General features: G+C 60.3%; 3 protein-coding genes. All 3 read right to left on the bottom strand.

Going from position 1 to position 4,182, the window contains the following annotated elements; genetic code table 11:
• Positions 1-156 precede the first annotated feature (156 nt).
• Positions 157-1,716, bottom strand: coding sequence for a hydantoinase/oxoprolinase family protein (locus ACWI8T_RS08675; protein ID WP_281668032.1), 1,560 nt, complete (start codon positions 1,714-1,716; stop codon positions 157-159).
• Positions 1,717-2,074: 358 nt separating this feature from the next.
• Positions 2,075-3,163 carry a DUF917 domain-containing protein gene (locus ACWI8T_RS08670; protein ID WP_123218751.1) on the bottom strand — a complete coding sequence of 363 codons (1,089 nt, stop codon included), beginning with the start codon at positions 3,161-3,163 and terminating at the stop codon, positions 2,075-2,077.
• Positions 3,156-4,182 (bottom strand): DUF917 domain-containing protein (locus ACWI8T_RS08665; RefSeq protein WP_449138658.1); only part of this gene is annotated, 1,027 nt, incomplete at its 5' end. The genes ACWI8T_RS08665 and ACWI8T_RS08670, both read right to left, overlap by 8 nt.

The following is a 4,182-nucleotide window of genomic DNA, read 5'->3' as shown; positions in this document are numbered from 1 at the left end:
GGCAGAGTAATCCTTGCTCAGCAAATCAAACCCCCTAACGCAGAAGACCCCTATAGGAGAAGCAGAACATTGTCTGTCCAACTATAGGGGTTCACTGTAGAAATGGGAGGCAGTTCACTCGCAGGGACGGCGCCTTTGCTTTTAATGGCTTGCGGCTTAGAGAGCTGCGCTCAAATCGCCCGCAGCCTTCACCTTCACACGGTTGGTGTGACCGGGGTAATACTGCAGCGGAACGTCTTCGGAATCGATAATCTCGACGGTTTCGCGCACAGCGCCAGCCTCGACAGCGGCCTCGATTGCGGCAGCGCGAGCGGCCTCGAGCGCCTGGTCGCGAGGGGTCTCGTCATAATCGACGAGCGCCTCATAGGTGCCGCTCACCTTCGAGATGGCGGAGCCGATCGCGTTCGCGCATCCCGAGAACTCGGGCTTCACGCAGGTCGCGGTGCCAGCGAGGTCGGTCGGCAGAATGATGCAGCCGCCGCCCACCAGAATGGCGTCGATGTCATCGTTGGACACCTTCATCATATCGATGCCCTCTTCGACCATCTCGCGCATAACGGCCATGGCCTTCTTGGCAAACCCCTCGTCGATGTGAGCGACCTTGCTCGCATCGCCCACCTCGGCCATGCCAAGGCGCACCGCAATGTCGGTTGCGGTAAGGGTGTCGCCGCCGAACACGAGCGCCTTCTTGGTGATTTCATAGCCCACGGAATCGGGGCCAACGGTCACGGTGCCGTCTTCGTGCTCGCGAACGATGGAGCCGCCGCCCAAACCGATGGAGATAACGTCGGGCATGCGGAAGTTAGTGCGCACGCCGCCGATGGTCACGGCAACGCCGCTCTCGCGCGGGAAGCCGGCCTGCAGAACGCCCAGGTCGGTGGTGGTACCGCCCACGTCAATGACGATGGCGTCATCCATGCGGCTCAGATAGCTTGCACCGCGAATGGAGTTCGTGGGGCCGCATGCGATGGTCAGAATCGGGTAACGGCGCGCGTGATCAATAGTCATGAGCGTGCCGTCGTTCTGGGACAGATACACGTCGGCCTCGGTAATGCCACGCTCGGCCAAGCTCTTCGCAAAGCCCTCGGTGAAGCGCTCAGCAACCAGGTGGAGCGCAGCGTTCAAGATGGTGGCGTTTTCGCGCTCAACCAAGCCCATGGAGCCAATCTCGCTCGAGATGGAAATGCGCACATCGTCGCCGAGCACTTCGCGGGCAATCGCGGCGGCGGCGAGCTCGTCATCGTTGCGCACGCCGGCGAACACGCAGCTAATGGCGACCGATTCGACCTTGCCCTTCACGCCCTCGAAGAAGGCGCGGCACGCAGCCTCATCGAAGTCGGCCAAACGCTTGCCGTCGAATTCAAAGCCGCCGCCAATAATGGCAGTGTCAACGGCAACCGCAGCAATATCGTCGGACCAATCGACCATGGGAGGAATGCCCACAGAAGCAGGTGCGCCGATGCGCAGGATGGCAATAGGAGCCAGACCCTTGCGCTCGACGATGGCGTTCGTGCACTGCGTGGTGCCGAGCATAGCCTGCTTGATGAGTTTGCGATCGATGTTCGCCTGGGCGAGCACGGCGTCAACCGCGCCCATGATGCCCTCGTAGATATCGCCCGAGGTGGGGTTCTTCACCGCGGCGACAACCTTCAGGTTCTCGTCGATCAAAACGGCGTCGGTGTTGGTGCCGCCGACATCAATGCCAAGTTTGTACATATCTCCTCAACTTTCTTCAAGTTGCATTCAACGTTGCTGCCCGGCCGCCCCTCGCGCCGCGCCTGTTCGCGAAGCGCGGAGCTCCTACCGCTCGCTTTGCTCGCTATGCGTCGCTCCTCGCATTTCCAATTCTAGAAAAAGAAGATTGAGAAATGCAAAGCTTCGAAACAGGCGCGGCGCGAGGGGCGGCCTACGGACAATAAACATGCAGCGTATTCGGTGGTGAGGGTGGAGCAAAACTTCGTTTTTCTCACTCTTCTTTATTCAAAAACTGAGAAAACGAGGCGCAACGCAAAGCGAGCGTTAGGCGCGCCGCGTTTTGCGGAACCCTCGGCATCGAATACGCGGGCAGGATTCGCTACCCCTTACATCTCTCTTCGACAGGGATGTAATCGGTATTCAGGCCGAAATAGCGCGGTCCAACCAGCTCAATGCCCTTCTCGGTGCGCCACAAGTGGTAACACGGAAGGCCAACGACCAGCACGCGCTTGCCGTACTTCAACGCGTCGGTGGGCACGGGCGTGAACGTTTCGGTGTCGACCAGGCAAATGAGGTCGGGCGTCGTGGCAAGAATTTCGCCGTTCACCGTCGCACACAGGTTCTCATTCTGGAAATCGACTTCCGCATGGCCGCCCTTGTCTTCGCCGATGCCCTCGAGCACGACCTTGCCGAAGTTGAAGCCGCCACGGGTCTCGCGCAGCACATCGGCAATCTTGCCCTTGAACAGGCGGAAGCCGCCGGTGTAGTCGAAGAAGTATTCTTCGGGCGTCATATTCTCGGGGCAGTTCTTGATGCCGCGAATCGCACGGCCCAGTTCCTGGCTGCGCGTGACGATGCCGCGCACGCCGAACTCGCGCACCTGCGAGGCCGTCATGACGTACTCGGTCGACACCACGCTGCCGCCACATGCGGTGCAGCCGGCACGGCAAATGTTCTCGACCCATTTGTTGTTGATGGTCTCCATAAGACCCATGTTGCCCTTTTCGTCAATGAAGAGCATGGGGCTTGCCGACACGCCGCCAATGGTGAACGTAACCATTTGAATTTCGGGGAACGCGCGGCCCATGCCGTCGACGTCGACCATGGGAAGGCCCAGGCGCGCTGCCGCGGCAATGGGCAGCATGGAATTCACGCCGCCAGCCTCGATGGGCATGATGGCCGTGATTTTCTTGCCGTAGTAGGAACCCACCATATCGATGAGCTTGGTGAACTCGTTAGAACCCACGCCCTTCTCGGTGAGAATCGTCGGAGCACCCACGCTTGCAACGGGAACAACGACGTCGTCGTCAGAAAGCTCGTCGACGTCGATGAGCGACACCTCACCGCATTCCTTCACGGCGCCAATGGCGAGCAGCTTGCCAATGTAGGGGTCGCCGCCGCCGCCCGCGCCCAACAGCGCTGCGCCCAAAGCGATGTCTTCGATATCGGAAATGCCGATTTTACGCATGGCTCTCCTCCTTCGAAAACTCGGCGCAACGCTCCTCAACGGGGCGATATTCGACGTCTTTCAAGCCGAACCACGCGGGGCCGGCGAGTTCTAAGCCGCGAGGCGTGCGCCATGCGGCGTCGCACGGCAGACCAACGACGAGGGCGCGCTTGCCGTATTTCAGGTTCTCGGTGGTAATGGGCACGAACGTCTCGGAATCGACCAGACAAATAAGATCGGGCACCGTAGCCACGATTTCGCCGTCGACCTCGGCGTAGATGTTCTCGTTCTGGAACTCGACCACGGCTTTCTTGCCCTTGTCTTCACCGATGCCTTCAAGCGTCACGCGGCCGAAGTTGAAGCCGTCGCGCGTTTCGCGCAGCACGTCGGTGATTTTGCCCTTGAAGAAGCGGAAGGCCCCGCTTTCGCCGAGGAAGAACTGCTCGGGATTGTCGGCGTCGGTCGCCGTACGAATGATGCGACCGAGCTTCTGCGCGTAATCGACTGTGCCAACGACGACGCTCGTCTTCATTTTCTCGCCGCTCATGGGCGATGCGAGCGTGGTCACCTGGCCGCCGCATGCGGTGGTGATTTCACGGCCGATTTCCTCGGTCCAGTCGTTGTTGATGGTCGTGAGCACCGTGCAGTTGCCCTTTTCATCGGCAATGATGAAGGGGTTGGTGGACACGCCGTTCAGCGTGAACGTGTCTTGCTGAATGCCCGGAAACGCGCGGCCCATGCCGTCGGCGTTAATGAGCGGCAGGCCCGCTCGAGCGGCCGCGGAAATAGGCACCATGGAGTTCATGCCGCCCGCCTCGGAAAGCAAAAACGCATCGAGCTTGCGGCCAAGTATGCGCTCCATCATGGCGCGAACCTTGGGATACTCGACTCCGTTCGTGCCCTTCTCGAGCGACACGCTCGGAGCGCCAACGCCGCAAATGGGCGCGACGGTCCAGGTGTCAGGCACTTCGTCAATGTCAAGCAGCTCGACCGGACCATACTTCTTCACGGCTGCGATGGCCTCCAAGCGACCCATATAT

The organism is Slackia sp. (assembly GCF_977041755.1).
The sequence above is the reverse complement of the archived record's forward strand: the minus strand, read 5'-3'. Positions and strand labels throughout refer to the sequence as shown.